This window comes from Massilibacteroides sp. (assembly GCF_028705895.1).
In the GTDB taxonomy this organism is placed as follows: domain Bacteria; phylum Bacteroidota; class Bacteroidia; order Bacteroidales; family Tannerellaceae; genus Massilibacteroides.
Genome location: NZ_JAQWCQ010000039.1, coordinates 1 through 19936, shown reverse-complemented (window position 1 = coordinate 19936; position 19936 = coordinate 1). Strand labels below are relative to the sequence as shown.

Annotated in this window: 16 protein-coding genes and 2 pseudogenes; all 18 read left to right on the top strand. The window is 36.9% G+C overall.

Annotated features, from left to right (window positions below; translation table 11 throughout):
• The first annotated feature begins 5 nt into the window (after window positions 1-5).
• On the top strand, window positions 6-1340 hold the full coding sequence (locus PHT93_RS10435; protein WP_300242593.1) for a hypothetical protein: 1335 nt from the start codon (window positions 6-8) through the stop codon (window positions 1338-1340).
• A 6-nt stretch (window positions 1341-1346) separates the two neighbouring features.
• Window positions 1347-3458: a P-loop NTPase fold protein gene (locus PHT93_RS10430; protein ID WP_300242591.1), complete on the top strand. Its 2112-nt coding sequence runs from the start codon at window positions 1347-1349 to the stop codon at window positions 3456-3458.
• Window positions 3459-3578: 120 nt separating this feature from the next.
• Window positions 3579-4889: an ATP-binding protein gene (locus PHT93_RS10425; RefSeq protein WP_300242589.1), complete on the top strand. Its 1311-nt coding sequence runs from the start codon at window positions 3579-3581 to the stop codon at window positions 4887-4889.
• Window positions 4882-5703: an RloB family protein gene (locus tag PHT93_RS10420; protein ID WP_300242588.1), complete on the top strand. Its 822-nt coding sequence runs from the start codon at window positions 4882-4884 to the stop codon at window positions 5701-5703. Before PHT93_RS10425 ends, PHT93_RS10420 begins: the two co-directional genes overlap by 8 nt.
• A gap of 27 nt (window positions 5704-5730) precedes the next feature.
• A complete protein-coding gene (locus tag PHT93_RS10415) occupies window positions 5731-7845 on the top strand; it encodes a bi-domain-containing oxidoreductase (RefSeq protein ID WP_300242586.1) in 2115 nt (704 codons plus the stop codon).
• Between the two features lie 111 nt (window positions 7846-7956).
• The gene (locus PHT93_RS10410; RefSeq protein WP_300242583.1) at window positions 7957-9732 is read left to right on the top strand and encodes an alginate lyase family protein; all 1776 of its coding nucleotides are present in this window, start codon (window positions 7957-7959) and stop codon (window positions 9730-9732) included.
• A 56-nt stretch (window positions 9733-9788) separates the two neighbouring features.
• Window positions 9789-11003 carry a glycosyltransferase family 4 protein gene (locus tag PHT93_RS10405; protein ID WP_300242581.1) on the top strand — a complete coding sequence of 405 codons (1215 nt, stop codon included), beginning with the start codon at window positions 9789-9791 and terminating at the stop codon, window positions 11001-11003.
• Between the two features lie 72 nt (window positions 11004-11075).
• The gene (locus PHT93_RS10400) at window positions 11076-12947 is read left to right on the top strand and encodes an RNA-binding domain-containing protein (RefSeq protein ID WP_300242579.1); all 1872 of its coding nucleotides are present in this window, start codon (window positions 11076-11078) and stop codon (window positions 12945-12947) included.
• 62 nt (window positions 12948-13009) lie between these two features.
• Window positions 13010-13618: a sugar transferase gene (locus tag PHT93_RS10395; protein WP_300242577.1), complete on the top strand. Its 609-nt coding sequence runs from the start codon at window positions 13010-13012 to the stop codon at window positions 13616-13618.
• Between the two features lie 12 nt (window positions 13619-13630).
• Window positions 13631-14266: a NeuD/PglB/VioB family sugar acetyltransferase gene (locus PHT93_RS10390; protein ID WP_300242575.1), complete on the top strand. Its 636-nt coding sequence runs from the start codon at window positions 13631-13633 to the stop codon at window positions 14264-14266.
• Between the two features lie 21 nt (window positions 14267-14287).
• Window positions 14288-14518: an acyl carrier protein gene (locus PHT93_RS10385; RefSeq protein WP_300242572.1), complete on the top strand. Its 231-nt coding sequence runs from the start codon at window positions 14288-14290 to the stop codon at window positions 14516-14518.
• Complete coding sequence (locus PHT93_RS10380) at window positions 14519-15577, top strand: ketoacyl-ACP synthase III (protein WP_300242569.1); 1059 nt, start codon at window positions 14519-14521, stop codon at window positions 15575-15577.
• A 12-nt stretch (window positions 15578-15589) separates the two neighbouring features.
• Entirely contained in the window at window positions 15590-16339 is a 750-nt protein-coding gene (locus PHT93_RS10375; protein WP_300242566.1) for an SDR family oxidoreductase, read from the top strand.
• 13 nt (window positions 16340-16352) lie between these two features.
• A complete protein-coding gene (locus tag PHT93_RS10370) occupies window positions 16353-17348 on the top strand; it encodes a ketoacyl-ACP synthase III (RefSeq protein WP_300242564.1) in 996 nt (331 codons plus the stop codon).
• Window positions 17336-17455, top strand: a pseudogene (locus PHT93_RS10365) (acetyltransferase); the annotation flags it as partial. The gene PHT93_RS10370 and the pseudogene PHT93_RS10365, both read left to right, overlap by 13 nt.
• 50 nt (window positions 17456-17505) lie before the next feature.
• Window positions 17506-18633, top strand: coding sequence for an aminotransferase class I/II-fold pyridoxal phosphate-dependent enzyme (locus PHT93_RS10360; RefSeq protein ID WP_300242561.1), 1128 nt, complete (start codon window positions 17506-17508; stop codon window positions 18631-18633).
• A gap of 407 nt (window positions 18634-19040) precedes the next feature.
• A pseudogene (locus PHT93_RS10355) lies at window positions 19041-19136 on the top strand (NAD-dependent epimerase/dehydratase family protein); the annotation flags it as partial.
• 193 nt (window positions 19137-19329) lie between these two features.
• Window positions 19330-19936, top strand: a 607-nt coding sequence (locus PHT93_RS10350; protein ID WP_300242559.1) for a polysaccharide biosynthesis/export family protein, incomplete at its 3' end; no start/stop codon positions are given.

Genomic DNA, 19936 nt, shown 5'->3' with positions numbered 1-19936 from the left:
CTAAAATGAATATTGCGGTATTCTTAAAGAATAATTTAAAAAATATACCTCCTTCTATAGGTCAGAAGATAAACATACTTCCTTATGAATATAGACCAGGTATTGGGAAAATCTACAAAACGCGGAAACAGGAAATTCGTCAGTTAGAGTTGGCCAATAAAGAAGAAAAACAGGATTTTGTTTTTAAACGCGTAAAGTCCCTCGTTGATTTTTCTTATAAGCATATTCCATTCTATAGAACATATTATGACACTAACAGTTTCCATCCGGATGATCTGATGTCTTTTGGGGATATCCAGAAGATACCTATAATAACGAAGTCTATTTTAAATCAATCGAAATTAGAACAACGTAGTTATAAGCGAAAAGGAAGATATATTGTTAATACAGGAGGATCTTCCGGTACACCTTTTGGTTTTTATATAGAGCCAGATTCTATCGGACACGAATGGGCGCACATGCATACAATTTGGGAGAAACTGGGATATAAAACGTCTGATTTTAAATTAGGATTTGGAGGTAGGAGTGATGTTAATAATTTTGTAGACTATGATGTGGTCAGGAATACTTTTGCGATTGACATCTATGCCTCTTATAGTGAAATCTGTAAACGATTAAAACAGATTTTAAAAAAATATCATGTCAATTATTTACATGGTTATCCATCGTCTATTTATGATTTTGCTATTTATTGCGAGACGTTTGATCAAGAACTAACATCTATTCTTAAAGAACAATTAAAAGGTGCTTTTTTAGGATCTGAGTATCCACATAAATACTATAGGGATAAGATAGAAACAGTCTTTGATATAAAAACGATTTCCTGGTATGGACATACGGAACGCGCGGTATTGGCATATGAGAAAGAAAGACCGTTTAATTATTCACCTTTTCTCTCTTATGGCTTTTCTGAAGCAATACTCAATGAAGAAAATGAATATAATTTAGTGAGTACTTCATATTATAATTACGCGTCACCGTTAATACGATATAATACAGAAGATATAATTGAAGATCCGATTGTTCAAAATGGAATATTAGACTCTTTTTTAATATTAAAAGGACGTAATGGTGAGTTTGTAGTTGATAAAGACAATAAGAGTATTAATTTAACCGGATTGATTTTTGGACGCCATCATGAAATATTTAATTATGCGAATTTCGTTCAAGTAAAGCAGATACGGAAAGGCGTAATAGAAATAGTATATGTTGGTAATATTGCGGAAAATAAAGCAGCCTCCCTTTTTGATAGTAATAATCTGAATTTTGATATAACATTTAAACGAGTGAATGAACCGATTCGTTCCGTATCGGGTAAAGTTAGCTTATTAATAAAGTAATCAAATATGATTGAAGACAACCCTATTAAAACTATTAGTGAAGATTTATTCGGAAGAGGGCGTATCGTTGACAGTATTGTGGAGATGATTAAGCTTAGGAGTAAAGGCAAAACGAATTGCTATACTATTGGTCTTTATGGGAAATGGGGCGAAGGGAAAACTTCTTTGCTTAATATTGTATATGAGAAAATTTCAGAAGACGAAGTAATTAAGATTGTTCGGTTTAATCCCTGGCTGTTTAAAGATCAAGAGTCCTTATTATTGGATTTTTTTAAAGCGTTGCAGAATGGGAATATAAGTAAGGACTATGTTGAAAAGATAAAACAATACGGTCCCCTTGTTTCATTGGGTATTTCCGGACTACTAAATCTTGCTATGCCCGGATTAGGAAGCGTCTTACAAAACTCCTTTAATGATATAATAAAAGCTGTCTCTAAAATTGACATAGATATAAGAGCGTTGAAGGAGGAAGTGAACGAATGCATAAAGACGTCTAAAAAGCATCTTCTTATATTGATTGATGATGTTGACCGATTAGATAAAGAAGAAGTACATGCTTTGTTCAAACTGATTCGTCAGAATGCTGATTTTGTGAATACGACTTATATTATTGCGATGGATGCGGATATGGTCGCAAAATCGATAGGTCAACGGTTTGGTTGTGGGGATGAAGAATCCGGAAAGCATTTTTTAGAAAAGATTATTCAGGTGCCTATTTACCTGCCTGCGATACAGCAGGTACATCTGAATAAAAAATTGGAGACTTGTGTTTTCCCATTAATAGAGTTATCCGAGTCTTTGGAAAACGGTGATTGCACGCCTTCTCTCGAAGAATTAAAGGCATCGCTTAAGCAATATGTGTTCCCTCTTTTTTCTACAGTTAGAGAAATAATACTATATACTAACTCTCTTGCTTTTATTCTGCCTTTTATTCGTAGAGAAGTGAATTTGTCGGATTTGTGTTTGTTGGAAGCTTTGAAATTGTTTCATCCCGAGGCCTATTATCTTATCCGAGAAAATAAATATTTATTAACCGGAAAAGTCAGTCTAATTGGCGAACTGCGATCTGAGCCTGGAGAAAAGCGTCAAGAACAGAAGCAACAATTTATAGATAAATTATTAGAAAATGTTCGTTCTGATAAATTAATATTTATCAGAGAAATAGTCTATAATATTCTCCATTCTTTCCGCTATTCAGAGAGTATTAGTCCATTGGATATTGATAGTAAGAAAAGTTTATGCAGCTCAACTTATTTCGATAAATATTTCTTATATACTACGCCGGATAACGTGATTAGTGAAAGAATGTTTGATGATTTTATTAAAAATATACGAGAAAATGATGAAAACGAATTGTTGGAAGCGATAGAATTCTTTTATAAACAATACGGATATTCACAATTAAATCGTGTAATTTATCAGGTTTGTTATCAAAAACGTACTCAGGGTATCGACAATGATAGTATCGGGAGAATCTGTATCGCATTATCCCGGTTGTCTGTGAATAAACAACGAACACGTTATACCATGGACGACTGTGGGTGCTCTTTAGAGTTTCTAATTTCGGATATTCTGGAAAACTATATTACTGATTATAATGATGATCCTGCACTTGAGCCAATAGTTCGTGATAGGCGAAAAGTTGTACAGCTATTTGAGACGATTGTTCAGGAAGAAAGAGTGACTTTGTTTCACTTGTTTTTCGCTACTCATTTTTGCGAGAGAAATAGCGTATATTCCTATTATAAAGAAGAAATAGATCGAAGTATCTATCAATTGATAAACCGATTTGCAGAACAGAAAGGTTACAATCTCTTATTCGGATTAAGCCAGACACCTACTACGGTTTTGTTTTGTATATGGAAAGCCGTAAATATGGAAGAATACGAGAAAATAGTTGAAGAGTATATCTTCAGAACGGATTTTAACATTGTGCCTTTTGTGCAAAAAATGATTTATAATTCAGAACAAAGATATTACGATAAATTCTGTGAACTATTTAAGGAAGAGAACGTTTATAACCGCCTGAAAAATATAGATCCCAACACTATTAAGGATTATCATGCTACAATAGGGTATTTTATTCAAAAGCATCGGGCTAAATTATCTGGGGTATGAAAAATGTAGGGGTACAGACTTCTATTCTTTCTATGAGTTGTCCGTGATTTTTTCACGGATGCATAATGCTTGTGTGGAAAAGATATTTATCTTTGATCAAAATTAATAATACAGAAGAATATGCTGTTGCGATTTATCATACAAAATTTTCGCTCTTTTTATAGTCCTGTTCAGTTTGATATGTTTCCAAATCCAAGGCGGACATCATTTCCGGAGCATATAATTGAAGGAAAAGTTCCTTTGTTGAAGCAAGCGGCTATCTATGGAGCAAACGGATCAGGAAAATCCAATTTTATAAAAGCATTGTCTTTTCTGAAAAGATTTGTTACAGACAAGAACTTTATAAAAAAAGATCAATTAGATAAAAGTAAATTCCGGCTGATTCAGGGTGGAAATAAAGAACCGATATCCCTTATCGTTGAGTTTTTTAATGCAGAACAGTATTATATTTATGAGATAGCAATAAATAGCGAATCAATTGAAAAGGAAGCTTTGTATTTATCAGGAATAGGGGAAGATAATGTCCTGCTGTTTTTGAGAACAGGAAATCAGGTAAAAATGCGTACTGAGCAAGCAGAGGATGTACGCTTTGCGATTGAAAAACTGCTTGAAACTAATCCCATGTCGTCTTTGTTTGCGTTGAACAAGGAATTTCCAATCTTAAAAGATAAAGAAATTGAAGGTGCTTTCGACTGGTTCTTTCATGAACTTGAGATCGTTAAACCGGATAGTTTTATTCCTATTCTGATTGAACTGATGGCATCCAATCAGCCGTTAATGGAATTTGTGAATAACGTGTTCGAAAAGCTTGATACAGGAATAACCCGTCTGAAAATAAATAAAAAGGCGGAGGATCAATCTTTTGATGATGAAGTGAAAAGCTTGTTAAACAAAGAAATCGGAAAAGATCAACTGTTGACCCGAATGAGAAAAAACAGAAATATGTGTTCTTTATCATTGGAGAACGGAAAGAAAATTCTGAAAGAGTTTTTGTTTGAACAAAGCGGGAAAGACGGTTATGCGGGAGAGATGGATATTGCTGTTCAGTCTGATGGTACAGTGAGATTATTAACTTTGATACCTGCTTTTTACAGTGCGATGAAAGGACATAAGACGGTTTGTGTAGATGAGATAGATAATTCGATTCATCCGCTGTTAATACGTGAACTCATTGCCTTATTCTCCGGTTCTCCGGCTTCCGGACAACTTATTTTTACGACACATGAGGTTTGTTTGTTGGATCAGAAAAAACTACTAAGACCCGATGAAGTTTGGTTTACTGAAAAGCACGAAGGAGAGACGTGTATGTATTCTCTCAATGACTTTAAGGAGCATAACACCATTTCCATTGAGAATGGTTATCTGGGTGGTCGATATGGAGGAATACCTTTTCTGGGATTAGCCGAACTGTTAACAACTAAAGATGACTGAGAACTGGAATTATCAAAAGGCAGACTCAAAGAAAGAGCCGGTTGCTCCTCAGATGAAAAAGGAAAAAGCAGCAAGCAAGCAATCTCTGACTACTCCTGCTATAGTTTTACCGGCGACTTATACCAAACAAGAAGGGGTTAGAGAATCTTTTCTATTTGTTATTATTTCAGGTGGAGAAAAAAGAGAAAAAGATTATTTTTCTGCTATAGAACTTGGGAAAATGGGAAGACGTATCAAGCTGATTACCTTGTCTGCAATTAAAGGAGCGGGAGGATTTACTCCTCAGCAACTGTATGGTTATGCCTTGAATGCGGTTCAGCGAAAATACGTGGAGAAAAATAATGATCGTTTTAATTTACAAGAAAATGATCGCTTTTTCTTACTAACGGACGTAGATCAGTTTACGGGACTTAAACGGATAATTTACCTTTGTCAATACAGACGGTTCAATTTGATTGTGAGTAATCCTTGTTTTGAAATATGGTTGTATTATTCTTACTTTAATCAGCCAGAAAAAGATTTAGCCTTGCTCTCATCACAAGATTGTCAGGTTAGCTGGAAATTGAAGAGACTTATCGATTCGTTAAGGCCAGGAGGTATTGATCCGAGAAAAGCGATAGGTGAGCTCGAAACAGCTATTAAACATTCCATAGAAAAATATAAAGAAGAAGAGGTTGGCTTTCCTGGTTTCTTAAGTACACAAATGTTTCTTTTAGGGAAAGATCTGAAAGAAAATTTGCTTGATGATCTGGCGATCTGGAAACAACAAGAACAGAATAGAATACAGGAATACAAGAAAAAAAAACTTCTGTAAAGATTCACAGAGCTTACACTTAATATAATGAAACAAATAATCCAATCCTTTAAAACAGGAGAAACGATATTAGAAGAAGTGCCTGCGCCGCAGGTAAGACGAGGTTGTGTTTTGATTCAAACGACACGTAGCTTAGTGTCTTTAGGTACTGAACGTATGTTGGTTGAATTTGGTAAATCGAACCTGTTATCTAAAGCCCGACAGCAACCGGATAAGGTGAAGCAGGTGTTAGATAAGATCAAAACGGACGGTTTGATGCCTACTTTAGAGGCTGTATTTAATAAGTTGGGAGAACCTCTTCCGTTGGGTTATTGTAATGTAGGCCGGGTGATTGAGGTTGGAGAAGGTGTTACAGATTTCAAAACAGGAGATCGGGTAGCTTCTAACGGCCAACATGCTGAGTTTGTTTGTGTACCCAAAAATCTGGTTGCTCATATTCCTGATAATGTTAGTGATGAGAGTGCTGCCTTTACCGTAATCGGTTCGATCGGTTTACAAGGCATACGTTTATTAAACCCAACTATAGGAGAGACGGTTGTTGTTGTCGGTTTAGGACTAATCGGTTTGTTGAGTGCCCAATTATTAATTGCTAATGGTTGTCGCGTGATTGGCACGGATGTGGACGAAAGCAAACTAACCTTGGCTAAGGAATGGGGAGTGATTCCTTTCAATCCACTACAGGGCGATGTGGTCAAGTTTGTGGAAAGCCAGACAGGAACCATTGGTGCGGATGCTGTATTAATTACAGCCTCTGCCAAGAATAATGATATAATTTCGCAAGCTGCCCGAATGAGTCGTAAACGTGGACGAATTGTTTTGGTCGGTGTGATCGGATTAGAGATCAGTCGTGCCGAGTTTTATGAGAAGGAACTAAGTTTTCAGGTTTCTTGTTCCTATGGTCCGGGGCGCTATGATGACGATTATGAACAAAAAGGGATTGACTATCCTTTACCCTTTGTGAGATGGACGGAGAAACGTAATTTTGAAACGATCCTACAGACGTTGTCTTCCGGGAAATTACAAGTAGAGCAGATGATAACAGATGTAATTCCTTTAGACGAATATCAACGAATTTATGGAGATATCGGTCATAGCCGATCCATTGCTTCAATCTTGAAATATCCCGAGAATACAGTATTGTCACCTGCGCATACAATACAGGTAAGTGACGCAAATTTTGCAGGAACAAAAGGGGTTCTTGGTATTATCGGAGCTGGAAATTTTACAAAGATGACTATGCTTCCTGCATTAAAATCGACAACAGCCAACAAAAAATATATAGCGAGTAAAGGAGGCGTAAGTGGTACTGCTTTGGCTCAGAAATACGGCTTTACACATTCCACCACGAATTATAAAGAAATATTGCAAGATAAAGAAGTTGATCTTGTCATGATTACGACTCGTCACGATTTACATGCCGAAATGACGATTGAATCGCTACAAGCCGGGAAGCATATTTTTGTGGAAAAACCATTGGCCTTGAATGAGGAACAGTTAGAACGAATTATACAGGCTCAGAATATTGCAGGAACATCGGTCACGGTAGGCTTTAACAGACGCTTTTCTCCACATGTTCAAAAAATGAAGAATTTATTAGGATTAGCTCCGATGAATGTTATCGCCACGATGAATGCTGGTTTTATTCCTTCCAATGTATGGGTACACGATCTAAAAGTCGGAGGCGGAAGGATCATTGGAGAAGCATGTCATTTTATCGATTTGATAACCTACCTGACAGGCAGTAAAGTGAAATCAGTATGTATGAATTCGATGGGGGTTAACCCTGAGGAGAATACAGACAATGCTTCAATCTTGTTGAAATATGAAAACGGATCGACCGGGGTTATCAATTATTTTGCTAACGGCTCAAAGGCATACTCAAAAGAGCGCGTTGAAGTGTATTCGCAGGAACGGACGTTAGTCTTAGATAATTTTCGTAAAACAGAAGGATTTGGTTTTAAAGGCTTCTCTCATTTAAAAACACCGATGGATAAGGGACATAAAGACCAGTTCCGATTGTTGGTTGAACGGATACAAAAAGGAGGAGAGCCATTGATTCCATTTGAAGACATTATAAACACGACAAGAGTTAGTTTTGCTGCAATCGAAAGCCTGAAATCACACGGTTGGGTGAATCTTTAAAAATAAGGAATGAGAAATAAGCTTTCTCTAATCATTGATTTTGTGTCCAATATGTCCTTGCGATATATTCTTTTCAGGATTGCCTATATCTTTCAAACAAAAGTGGGAATAATGAAGTCAAAATTCCCGACGACTTTTGATACTTTTCCTTTACCCAAATTGTCTGAATGGAGAAATACGGCTACCCCTTTCTTTTTTGGAGGAAAAGACATAAAAGGAATAAATAAAGACCTGTCTCCCTTGTTAGCAGAGAGGGTAGAGAGGATGAAAGAAGGCCGATTTGTCTTTTTTAGTTCGCAGGAGTATGATCTGGGAAGAGATTATGACTGGGTAACGAACCCCGATACCGGGTATCACTATGATATAAGTAAGCATTGGACGGAAATTCCTGATTTGTCTGCCGAAGCTGGTGACATTAAGTTTGTTTGGGAAAAGGCGCGCTTTTCATATCTCTATGATATTATTCGTTATGATTATCACTCAGGGACAGATTGTGCAGAGTTTGTCTTTGAGCAAATCGAATCATTTATAGATCACAATCCGATAAATAGAGGTCCCAATTATAAATGTAGTCAGGAAATAAGTCTTCGGGTGCTGAATTGGACTTTCGCGCTTTATTATTATAAAGACTCTACATATTTGACTGAACCTTTGTTTGAAAAGATGATGCGCGTAATTTATGCACATATTCATCATGTGTATCATAATATTCATTTTTCAAGGATTAGTGTCCGCAATAACCATGCGATAACAGAGACGTTGTTGTTATATTTATCCGGTTTGCTCTTCCCATTTCTACCTAATACACAGGAGTGGAGCCGGAAGGGGAAGCGTTGGTTTGAGGAGGAAATAGCTTATCAGATATATGAAGACGGTACGTATTTACAGTTTTCAATGAATTATCATCGGGTGGTAATTCAACTTTTAACCTGGGGAATTCGATTGTCTGAAATACATAATGATCCTTTTAGACCAGTGGTGTATGAACGTGCAAAAGCTTCTTTGATCTTTTTAGATGCTTGTCTGGATCCTCTCTCCGGATGTTTGCCTAATTATGGCAGTAATGATGGTGCTTTGTTTTTTCAGCTGACGGATGATGACTATCGTATATATTCTTCTCAGTTGGATGATTTACGTATGGTTCTTTATGGACAGGCTTTGCAGGAGCGGGAGAGTTTTCATTGGTATGGATTATCTAATCCTATCCTCATAACACAGCGTAAAGAAGGACTTTCCTCCTTTCCTACAGGAGGTTATTATATTATGCAAGAAGGAGATGTGAAAACATTTATTCGTTGCGGAAAATACAAAGACCGACCGGCTCAATCGGATAATCTTCATCTTGATATTTGGGCAAACGGACAAAACGTATTATGGGATTCCGGTTCTTATAAATACAATACAGACAAAGAAACGGTTCAGTATTTTAATGGATGCAAAGGACATAATACCCTTTCTGTCGATGGTGCAGATCAAATGTTGAAAGGTAATCGATTTATCTGGTTCTATTGGGTGAAAAAGGCTTTCGGAGAATTACATGAAAACGTAGATTCTTATGTTTTTAAAGGCGATATAGAAGCATTCAGACAGATAGGGAAAAGAATAGTTCATAGACGGATAGTCATAAAAAACAAGAATGAAACAACTTGGGAAATCACGGATCAGGTAGCTAATGCCCACGGAAAGGAAGTGACCATTTACTGGCATATTAATCCAGTCTGTAAAGATCGGATTAAGATAATCTGTAAAGATGCAAAAGGCGAAATGCTGCCTCCGTATGTTCAGGAAGAAGGATGTTCTTCGTATTATGGAGTGAAAGAACCCTCTTTTCTGGTTTCATTCAAAACAGAGACTTCGGAACTTAAAACGAGTATATCTCTGTTTTAATTTTTCTCAGATAGACATAACACTTACTATACAAGAAGAGATTATAAATTCTAAGAATGAAAATACTTTATTTTCATCAACATTTTACGACACCTACATTAGGTGGCGGCACACGTTCGTATGAACTTGCACAGCGACTGATAAAACACGGTCATGAGGTAACAGTCGTATGTGGGGAGATTGCTAAATTAAATCTTCCTCCGACAAAAGAAAAGGGAGTGTTCCGGGGTGATGTTGATGGTATTCATGTGATTCAGATTAATCTTCCTTATTCTAATAAAGATGGGCTATTGAAAAGAGCTTGGGTGTTTGTTCAATTTGCCTTGAAGGGAGTTCGGATCGCATTGAAAGAACAATATGATATCCTTTTTGCGACAACAACTCCTCTGACTGCTGGAATTCCTGGTATTGCTGCAAAATGGTTCAGACGGAAGACGTTCGTTTTTGAAGTGCGTGACCTTTGGCCTGAACTGCCAAAGGCGTTAGGTATGAAGAATCCGTTAGCTCTTTGGGGGATGAACGTGCTGGAGTGGATGAGTTATCATAATGCTGATGCTTGTATAGGCCTTTCGCCTGGTATCTGTGCCGGAATTGCCAAAAGAAGCCAGAAGAACAAACGAATAGAATTGATTCCCAATGGTTGTGACTTGGAAATATTCCGGCCAGGCAATAGGATAGACCTGATTTTAGATGGGATTAAACCGACTGATACCGTTGCCGTATTTACTGGAGCTCATGGAATAGCTAACGGGCTGGATGCTGTATTAGATACTGCTGTGGTTTTGAAACAGAGAGGGCGTATGGATATTGTTCTGGTATTTATTGGAGACGGCAAGACGAAGCAAGGACTAAAAGACAGAGCAACTAAGGACGGGCTGGAGAACTGTCGTTTTTTTGATCCGATGCCTAAGAATTTGTTAAGTCGAATTGTTGCAAATGCAGATATTGGTCTCATGGTATTGGCGAATATTCCTGCATTTTATTACGGAACATCTCCCAATAAATTTTTTGATTACATTTCATCCGGTTTACCGATTCTAAACAATTATCCCGGTTGGTTAGCTGATATGATAACTAAAGAAAAATGTGGAAAGGTTATCCCTCCTGATAATCCTGAAGCTTTTGCAGATGCATTAGTTGATCTGGCAGACCATCCTGACAGACGGAAAGAGTATGGAACAAATGCTCGTCAACTTGCCGAACGTTCATTTTCCAGAGATCACTTAGGAGATCAGTTTGTAGCATTTCTGGAAGATGTTGAGAAAAAATAAATCTTACAGACGAACGGTTTTATAGAACATAAAAAAGAAGTTCTAACTTTGCCGAAAAGATTTGATAAGGACATGAATATAAATGATATTATTAAACAACTGAATCAGTCTGATGAAAGAACTAATTTAGAAGTTAAAACGGGTTCGCGTATAGATCGTTCTGTTATGGAAACGGTTTGTGCTTTTTCGAATGAGCCGGGTTTGGATTGTGGATATATTGTTTTGGGAATAAGAGAGTCTGAAAATACTTTATTTCCTGCTTATGAAGTGGCAGGTATTACTGACCCGGATAAACTTCAGAAAGATTTAGCTACACAATGTGCTGATTTGTTTAATATTCCTGTCAGACCTAAAATTAGTATTGAAGAGAGTGCCGGACGTATGGTATTAGTGGCCGAAATATCGGAACTGTCTCCTGAACAAAAACCTTTATATTTCAAAAGTCAGGGGCTTCCGCAAGGAGCTTATAGACGAATCGGAAGTACTGATCAGCGATGCACAGAAGATGATTTATTCTTTTTCTATGGTAAAGAGGATAGTTTTGATGGTTCTATTATCAAGGATTCTGATATAGACGATATTGATTATGGAGCTTTAAATATATACAAACGATTAAGAGAGAAGGTAAATAGCTCGGCGGAAGAACTTAACTATAGTGATAACGATTTATTGAGAGCTCTTAACTGTATAAAAAAAGTAGGTGATGACTGGAAATTAACAAATACGGGTCTGATTGTTTTCGGGAAGAAGATGGCTCTCCGAAGATTAATGCCTATGGTTCGTGTGGACTATATTCGTCTTCCAGGGAAAGCCTGGGTTGAAAATCCGGATGAGCGATTTGTTGAGACATTAGACATGAGAGGTCCTATTATTGACTTGATTTCACGTACGATATCTACAATCGCGGATGACCTTCCTAAGGGTTTTCTACTTCAAGAAAATAGTCTTCAGGCAGAAAGTAAGAGTTTACTTCCAATTAGGGTGTTGAGAGAAGCAGTTGTTAATGCATTTATTCATAGGACTTACAGGGTAAATCAGCCGATTCAGATATTACGTTATGCTAATAGACTCGAAATTATTAATGCAGGATACTCATTAAAGCCTGAAGATGGAATCGGTGAGCCTGGATCTGTTAATCGAAATTCATTTATTGCTTCCATATTTCATGATACTAATTTAGCAGAAACTAAAGGTACTGGGTTCAAGACGATGCAGATTCTGATGAAAGAGGCACAGATGGTACCTCCTACATTTGAAAGTAATAGAGAAAAAAATAATTTTACATTGAGACTATTGTTTCATAATTTTTTAGGGCAAGAGGATTTGTCTTGGCTTGAATTGTTTAAAACACATGATTTGAATGATAACCAAAAGTTGGCATTGATTTTTGTTCGAGAAGTGGGAGCTATAGATAATACGTCTTATCGCCAATTATGTGGAATGAATAGAATAGAGGCAGGTGTTGACTTGAAAAGTATGCGTAAGCAAAAATTACTTGAACAAAAAAATGCAGGAAAGTCAACCTATTATTTACCAACAACATTTCTATTATCTACCATGGTAGATAAGCTGCCTACCATGGTAGATAAGCTGCCTACCATGGTAGATAAGCTGCCTACCATGGTAGATAAGGTACCTACCATGGTAGATAAGGTACCTACCATGGTAGATAAAATAGGGGAGACAGTTCCAGAGCCTTTGTTGTTTCTTTTATCAGAAGTTGGGAGACGAAGTGATCCTGAATTAATCAGAAAAACAATTTTGGCGTTGTGTGCCTGGCAAGAACTGTCTGTGTCGGAGTTGGCAAAATTATTGAATCGTAATGAAAAGTATATCAAAACGAATTATATACAAACCTTGCTTGATGAGAAGAAGATCGTTTATACTATTCCTGCAATGATAACTCATCCTTCTCAGAAATATAAAACGGTGTTTTCGGATTAGACTCTTCGTTTTGATGGGAGATAAATGTGGATCAATTTAAAATTTGATCAGATACTAATTTTATGTACAAGAACTTTATAAAACACTTTTTGGATTTTACGCTTTCTCTGATTGGCTTTTTGCTTATCAGTCCGGTTTTTCTTTTGATCTGGCTTGGGTTAGCTATTGCAAATAAGAGGGATGGTGCATTCTTTACACAGACTCGCCCCGGGAAAAACGGGAAACTATTCAAGGTGATTAAGTTTAAAACAATGAATGATAGGAGAAATGCAGAGGGAACTTTATTGCCTGATGCGGAACGACTGACGCGGATTGGTTCTTTCGTTCGTAAAACTTCTTTAGACGAAATTCCTCAGTTGTTAAATGTAATCAAAGGTGACATGAGCTTAGTCGGACCTCGCCCTCTATTGCCCGAATACCTGCCCTTATATAATAAGGAACAGTCTCGGCGACACGGGGTGCGACCGGGTATTACCGGATGGGCGCAAGTAAATGGTCGAAATGCTATCTCCTGGCAAAAGAAATTTGAGTTGGATGTTTACTATGTAGATCATCTGTCGTTTACTCTCGATCTGAAAATATTATTTTTAACCGTAAAGAAAGTCATAGTACGTGAAGGAATTTCTTCCGATACCAGTGCAACAATGGAACGGTTTACAGGCAATAATTAAAATAGAATTTTTATGAAAAAAATAGCTGTTTATGGGGCAGGAGGATTTGGTAGAGAAATTGCCTGCTTGATTCATATAATTAATCAGAAGAGCCCTCAATGGGATTTTATCGGTTTTTTTGATGACGGAAAAGAAATAGGAACATCGAATGAATATGGACAAATTCTTGGAGGAATTAAAGAATTGAATAAGATAACTTATCCTCTTGATCTGGCTATTGCGATAGGAAAGCCTACAATCGTTGCCCATATTGTTGAAAATATAAAAAATGAGAATATTAATTTTCCTAATATAATTTCACCTGATGTTATTTTTTTAGATGGTCAAAATTGTAAAATGGGAAAAGGAAATATTATTTGTTCGGGATGTTTATTTAGTTGTAATCTCCTAATTGGTGATTTTAATATTTTTAATGGATTTATTCCAGTCGGACATGATTCGGTTATAGGCAATTATAATGCTTTTATGCCAAATGTAAAAATCTCTGGAGAAGTTACTATAGGCGACCGTAATTTTTTTGGAGTAAGTTCGATTGTATTACAACAAATTAGAATCGGGAATACCACTACCATTGGAGCCAATAGCTTAGTGATAAAAAAAACAAAAGATGGGCTTACTTATCTAGGAAGCCCTGCAAAAGCTTTATAAAACAATTAAAATGTAAAGAAAATGGATTTACTGACTTTTACGACAAATTTTGCAGACCAGTTTGAAGAAACAGAGATTTCTGCTTTTACTCCAAATACGAACTATAAAGAATTGGAGGAATGGAGTTCTTTAATAGCTCTTTCTATAATTGCGATGATTGATGAAGAATATGATGTCTCAATTAAAGGAGATGATATTCGTTCAGCAGAAACAATTGAAGATTTGTTTACTATAGTGAAAAATAGAAAATAAATGGCTTTTTTGTCAATACCTAATGTAAGGATCGCTGGCATAAGTGCATGTGTACCTAAGCGTATAGAACAATGTTCTGACTTGCCAATATTGAGTAAAGAGGAAAGTCTTAATTTTATTAATACAACAGGAGTTGTTTCCCGAAGGGTTGCAGATGAGAATATGTGCTCTTCGGATCTGTGCTACTATGCCGCTGAAAAAATGATTTTGGATTTGGGGTGGAGTAGGGATAGCATAGATTGCTTAATCTTTGTTACGCAAACTCCTGATTATATAATCCCTTCTACATCTCCGTTACTACAAACTATGTTGAATTTATCGGAGACTTGTTTGACTTTAGATATCTCATTAGGTTGTAGTGGTTATGTTTATGCACTTAATGTCATATCTTCTTTAATTAGTCATGGAAGTATAAAGAGAGGACTATTGCTTGCCGGAGATACGATCTTGAAGACATGCTCTCCTAATGATAAAAGTACTTATCCATTGTTTGGAGATGCTGGTAGTGCTACTGCAATAGAGTTTATAGAAAATGATGATTCAAAACTATTGTTTAATTTAAAGTCAGACGGTAAAGGTTCTGACGTTATACGAATTCGTGAGGGTGGTTTTAGAAACAAAGCTACGGTAGATTCTTTTATTATGAGTTCGTGTTCAGAGAACATCTTAAGAAACAAACTTCAATTAGAATTGGATGGAATGGATGTCTTTACCTTTGGTATATCAAAAGCTCCTAGATGCGTACAAGAGTTATTGGATTTTTATGATATAAGTATTGATTCAATAGATTATTTTACATTTCATCAAGCAAATCTATTTATGAATGAGCGAATTCGAAAAAAAATGAAAATCCCAGCTGAAAAAACACCAAATTCTATTCGTGATTTTGGAAATACTAGTTGTGCAACAATTCCATTGACAATGGTGACAGAATTGAGAAAGCAATTGCTATGTAGGGACTTAACGCATCTTATTTGTGGTTTTGGAGTTGGGCTTTCTTGGGGTAGTGCTTGTTTTCAAACTAAAAATATATGTTGCCCAGATTTAATTGAAATATAGAGTGTGAAAATAATGGAAAACAATCCTTTTTCTCTGAAGAATAAAAGAATACTGATAACTGGTGCTTCTTCTGGAATTGGTCGTGCTATTGCTGTCGAATGCTCAAAGATGGGAGCGTGTGTTATTATTACTGGTCGGAACGAAGAACGATTAAAGGCTACTATTTTAGAGATAGGAGACGATAAAGTTCAATATATAATTGCCAATTTCGCAAAAGACGATGATGTGTTAGCTCTTTGCAACAAAATAGAAGACTTGGATGGCCTTGTTAATTGTGCTGGGTTAACAAAAGTCTTGCCTTTTAATTTTGCAAAGCCGTCTGATTTCAAGGAAGTCATGGATGTTAATTTTTTTGCTCCTGCTGAATTGACAAGACTATTGTTGAAAGCTGGAAAGATAAGAAAGAAGGGGTCTATTGTTTTTATCTCATCTATTTCCGGAGTTCTTTGTTCTGCGCCTGCTGCTTCAATTTATTCTTCTTCCAAAGGTGCAGTTAATGGCCTTGTAAAAGGTATGGCGTTGGATTTAGCGCCGAAAGGTATTCGTGTTAATTGTGTGAATCCGGGTATGATTACAACGGATATTTTTTCGGATGGTAAAATAATGCAAGAACAATTGAAAGAAGATATGAAACGGTATCCCTTAAAACGTTACGGAAAACCTGAAGAAGTGGCTTATAGTGTAATCTATCTACTATCAGATGCCTCTTCGTGGGTAACAGGATCTAACTTGATTATTGACGGAGGATATACCTTATTATAATTAGAGAGAAAGTATGAAAGCATATATCAGTGCAATTAATTACTATTTGCCGGAACAGGTTTTGACTAATGGACAATTAGTTAAAGAATTTCCTGAATGGAGTGTGGAGAAAATCGCAAACAAAATAGGCGTAAACAAACGGCATATCGCATCATCTGATGAAACTTCTGCTGATTTGGCGATAAAAGCTGCTGAAAAATTGTTTGTAGAGTCTGGAATCAATAGAGAAATAATTGATTTTGTCCTGTTTTGTACACAAAGTCCAGATTATGTTTTACCAACATCGGCCTGTATTATTCAAGAAAAACTGGGATTATCCACTTCATGCGGAGCTTTAGACTTTAATTTAGGATGTTCAGGCTATGTTTATGGACTTTCTTTAGCAAAAGGACTTGTTTTAGGAGGTATTGCTCGAAATGTATTATTGCTTACAGGTGAAACCTATACAAAATTTATTCATCCTAAGGATAAGGGAAACAGAACAATTTTTGGAGACGGTGGCTCTGCTACTCTTGTGTCTCAGACCGGTTTTGCAGAGATTGGTGACTTTGTGCTTGGAACGAATGGAAAAGGTGCAGAAAATTTAATTGTTAGAACTGGGGGAGCAAAGTTTCCTAATAAGCTAAATGACGAAATGTTTGGTGATCACGGAAATCCAATATCGTCTGATCATTTATATATGAATGGCTCCGAGATATTTAATTTTACAATAGATGTTGTTCCTCATTTGATTTGTGATTTATTACAAAAAAATCATCTAACATCTGAAAATATTAATTCGTTTATTTTTCATCAGGCAAATGTCTTTATGTTGAATTTCCTTCGTAAAAAAATGAAAATTCCGGAATCGAAATTTCCATATTATATGTCAGAGACAGGAAATACTGTCTCGAATACAATCCCTATTGTTCTGTATGAAGAAAATAGAAAAGGACTATTAAAAGGGTACGTTGTTTTAGCCGGTTTTGGTGTGGGCTATTCTTGGGGTGGTACAGTCTTGAAATTCTAAAATGGGCTCTTGTTGGTGCAGGCTCGGTCGTTACAAAAGATATTCCTGATTATTCCTTAGCGGCAGGAAATAGATGTAAAGTGATAAAACAGCTGAGGAAAGATTAACAAGGACTTTTTATTATTAACACAGAACTTTTTTGATTATAAACAATTTGATGAATAAGCGAATTTGGCTTTCGCTTGCTCACATGGGTGGTCGTGAGCAGGACTTTGTAAAAGAGGCTTTTGATACCAATTGGGTGGTTCCTCTGGGGCCTAATGTGAATGGATTTGAAGAGGACTTGGCAAAGTTTGTCGGTCAGAACCGCCATGTGGTTGCCCTAAGTGCAGGTACGGCTGCTTTGCATCTGGGATTAGTGTTGCTTGGTGTGAAAACGGGTGACGAGGTGATCTGTCAGAGTTTTACGTTTGCTGCTTCTGCCAATCCTATAACTTACTTAGGGGCAACGCCCGTTTTTGTAGATAGCGAGGTGGATACTTGGAATATGTGCCCGGAATTACTCGAAGAAGCAATAAAGGATAGGTATGTGAAAACCGGAAGATATCCGAAGGTAATTATTCCTGTTCATTTATACGGAATGCCGGCTAAAATGGATCAGATTATGCAAATTGCTTCTCGTTACGGTATTCCCGTCTTGGAAGATGCTGCGGAAGCATTGGGATCGGAACTGAACGGGCAGAAATGTGGTACGTTTGGTGAATTAGGTGTACTTTCCTTTAACGGAAATAAGATGATTACGACATCGGGTGGTGGTGCATTGGTTTGCCATACTGCAGAAGAAGCACAAACAGCTATGTTTTATGCTACACAGGCGCGTGATAATGCTCCTCACTATCAACATAGTAAAATAGGTTATAATTATCGTATGAGTAATATCTGTGCCGGTATCGGTCGGGGGCAGATGCTCGTGCTGGAAGATCATATTGCTCGCAGAAGGGCAATCCATACCTTATATACTGAACTGCTGAGTGACGCCAAAGGGATTACGGTAATGCAAAATCCTTCTGCCGATTTTAATTCTAATTTTTGGTTGACCTGTATCGTTGTAAATCCGAAGGAAGCAGGAGAAACTCGCGAAGATATCCGCTTACGGTTAGATGCAGCCAATATTGAGTCTCGCCCGTTATGGAAGCCTATGCATTTGCAACCTGTTTTTGCTGATGCGCCAGCTTATACGAATGGAGTTAGTGAGGCCATGTTTAACGACGGCCTTTGCTTGCCGTCAGGCTCTTCATTAACAGATGAAGATATAAAACGAGCTGTTCGAATAATAAGCCAATAAAAATGAAGCAAAAGTCGTTTGTCTTTTATTTGAAAAAGATGTTTTTTATCTTGTGGCAGTTAGTAAAAGGCTTGTTCTTATTTTGTTTTGTGCCTCTCTATTGTTTCATAGAAAAAGGAGACCGAGAGAAAAAATCGGAGTGATATCATTAAGAGCCAATTTTTAACCATGCGGACAGAATACGAAAGCATGCGTTCGTGGAAAAGCAACCGCTCAATGCCGGTCTCTTTTGGCTTTAAATTGCTGCTTTTAATCTACCCCTAAATCAACCCCTAAATCCCCTGAAGAGGACTTTTTCCGCCTGTCTTATAAGTCCCCTTCAGGGGATTTAGGGGTACATTTAGGAGTTGATTGAGTGGTCGATAGATTTAGAGCTAAATTATCCATTATAGAACTTTATTAAAAAAATGAAAACGATATTGATTACGGGAGCTTACGGATTCGTAGGCTCTAATCTGGTTGCTTATCTGAAGGAACATTATACGCTTTGGGCATTGGATATAGAATGTTGTATGCCGGGACTATCCTGTATATTCTTTTTAAATGGACTTTTTATAAACAAAAAACGAATGATAATAAGCCAACTCTAACTTAAAAGTGTATTTTTGTAAGCTGTAGAATTGGTAGCTTTGTTTTAACACAAGATATAAAATATTGCGAGAGAGTTATAATAATATAAATTCAATAGTGTATGTTATGAAAATTGATGCCCTGTACAGGTTTGTTTTTTTTATAGTAACCGTTCTTTTAATAAGTTGTGCTTCCCCTGAGAAAGTGCTGTATCTGCAGGATGTAGATAGGTATCAACAGCAAGATATCGATTTGGCGTATGAGGTGCTGATTCACAAAGATGATTTGTTGGCTATAATGGTGAATAGTAAGAATCCGGAATTAGCTTTACCGTTTAATATGCCGATGGTGACGTATCAATTGGGTACGAATGTTGGGGCTACCGGACAACAACGAGTATTGGGCTATTTGGTCGATAGCGAAGGGTATATTGATTTTCCCATATTAGGTAAAATTCGGGTGGATGGGCTTAGTCGTCTTCAGTTGACTGAACTGATCAAGAAACGTTTGATTGAAGAAGATCTGATTCGTGACCCGATTGTGACCGTGCAGATGCTTAATTTTAAGATATCCGTAATGGGTGAGGTTGCCCGTCCGGGAAGTTTCTCGATAACGACTGATCGTGTGACACTCTTAGAAGCATTAAGTATGGCAGGTGACCTGACTATTTATGGTAAACGTGACCGCGTGGCGGTGATCCGTGAGACGGATGGTAAGCGTACTATTCTGTATC

Excerpts from the sequence above, each read along its gene's own strand:
- PHT93_RS10435 (WP_300242593.1), top strand. The coding sequence starts at position 6 with ATGAATATTGCGGTATTCTTAAAGAATAATTTAAAAAATATACCTCCT.
- PHT93_RS10430 (WP_300242591.1), top strand. The coding sequence starts at position 1,347 with ATGATTGAAGACAACCCTATTAAAACTATTAGTGAAGATTTATTCGGA.
- PHT93_RS10425 (WP_300242589.1), top strand. The coding sequence starts at position 3,579 with ATGCTGTTGCGATTTATCATACAAAATTTTCGCTCTTTTTATAGTCCT.
- PHT93_RS10420 (WP_300242588.1), top strand. The coding sequence starts at position 4,882 with ATGACTGAGAACTGGAATTATCAAAAGGCAGACTCAAAGAAAGAGCCG.
- PHT93_RS10415 (WP_300242586.1), top strand. The coding sequence starts at position 5,731 with ATGAAACAAATAATCCAATCCTTTAAAACAGGAGAAACGATATTAGAA.
- PHT93_RS10410 (WP_300242583.1), top strand. The coding sequence starts at position 7,957 with ATGAAGTCAAAATTCCCGACGACTTTTGATACTTTTCCTTTACCCAAA.
- PHT93_RS10405 (WP_300242581.1), top strand. The coding sequence starts at position 9,789 with ATGAAAATACTTTATTTTCATCAACATTTTACGACACCTACATTAGGT.
- PHT93_RS10400 (WP_300242579.1), top strand. The coding sequence starts at position 11,076 with ATGAATATAAATGATATTATTAAACAACTGAATCAGTCTGATGAAAGA.
- PHT93_RS10395 (WP_300242577.1), top strand. The coding sequence starts at position 13,010 with ATGTACAAGAACTTTATAAAACACTTTTTGGATTTTACGCTTTCTCTG.
- PHT93_RS10390 (WP_300242575.1), top strand. The coding sequence starts at position 13,631 with ATGAAAAAAATAGCTGTTTATGGGGCAGGAGGATTTGGTAGAGAAATT.
- PHT93_RS10385 (WP_300242572.1), top strand. The coding sequence starts at position 14,288 with ATGGATTTACTGACTTTTACGACAAATTTTGCAGACCAGTTTGAAGAA.
- PHT93_RS10380 (WP_300242569.1), top strand. The coding sequence starts at position 14,519 with ATGGCTTTTTTGTCAATACCTAATGTAAGGATCGCTGGCATAAGTGCA.
- PHT93_RS10375 (WP_300242566.1), top strand. The coding sequence starts at position 15,590 with ATGGAAAACAATCCTTTTTCTCTGAAGAATAAAAGAATACTGATAACT.
- PHT93_RS10370 (WP_300242564.1), top strand. The coding sequence starts at position 16,353 with ATGAAAGCATATATCAGTGCAATTAATTACTATTTGCCGGAACAGGTT.
- PHT93_RS10360 (WP_300242561.1), top strand. The coding sequence starts at position 17,506 with ATGAATAAGCGAATTTGGCTTTCGCTTGCTCACATGGGTGGTCGTGAG.